We start from the raw sequence: 804 nt of genomic DNA, 5'->3' as shown, positions 1-804 counted from the left end.
GTGAACGGCAGTGGGTCCCAGTCGATGGCGAGGTCCCGCAGCACCACTCGTGTGCAGTCGTAGACGGCGACACCTTCTTTCATCAGCTCGGTGAAGAGGAGGGTCGCACCGTTCGCACCACGCAGCGTGAGGTCTTCGATGCCGGCCAGCAGGAGCTGCGCTTCGGCCTCGACCTCTTCGGGTGTCAGGTCGTTGCCCAGGGCGTATCTTCCTGCCGGGAAGAAGACCGTCCGTCCTGGACCCGCGTCGACGGCGGCCTGGATGGCGGCCCGGATCGCCGCCCCGTCGTCGGTGACGCCGTCCCCGGCGGCGCCGTAGTCCTTCACGTTGAAGTCCGGTTGCTGCTGCGCCCACGCGGTCGTGTGTACGGTGATCGCCGAGCCTGCGACCGCAATGCCTCCCGCTTTCAGCAAGCTCCTCCTGGTGAGACCTTCCACGATGTCCTCCGATGTCTTCGCTGACAACAGTGACCCGTAATATAGCTGTCATATGCATGTTGCTCAAGATCTATCTCCTATCTAGTTGTTAGAGCTGCTTAGCGGGCCAACACCTCACGATTCGATCCGGTCGCGGTCGTGACGCAGGGCGTGCGCAATGCCATGTCCCGGCAGCACGTGCGTGTGCTGTATGCCCCGTGGACGGGTTCGTACAGCTCATGAGTTATGGCTGTGCCATAATGTGGATTCCTAAGGCATATTAGAGATATCCAACCGTTGTGAGGTGCCGCCCTGTGGGTGACCTGATCATCACCTCCGTCGAGGTCTTCCCTCTCCGCCTGCCACGCTCGGGGTCCGTGGCCGACGG

At 62.3% G+C, this 804-nt stretch carries 1 protein-coding gene; it reads right to left on the bottom strand.

Annotated elements, in window-relative coordinates:
- On the bottom strand, positions 1-374 hold a 374-nt coding region (locus ELR45_RS05400; RefSeq protein ID WP_420813825.1), incomplete at its 3' end, for a glycosyl hydrolase family 28-related protein.
- Positions 375-804: the final 430 nt, after the last annotated feature.

The sequence above is a fragment of the Phytoactinopolyspora endophytica genome, assembly GCF_004138495.1.
In the GTDB taxonomy this organism is placed as follows: Bacteria; Actinomycetota; Actinomycetes; order Jiangellales; family Jiangellaceae; genus Phytoactinopolyspora; species Phytoactinopolyspora endophytica.
The sequence above is the reverse complement of the archived record's forward strand: the minus strand, read 5'-3'. Positions and strand labels throughout refer to the sequence as shown.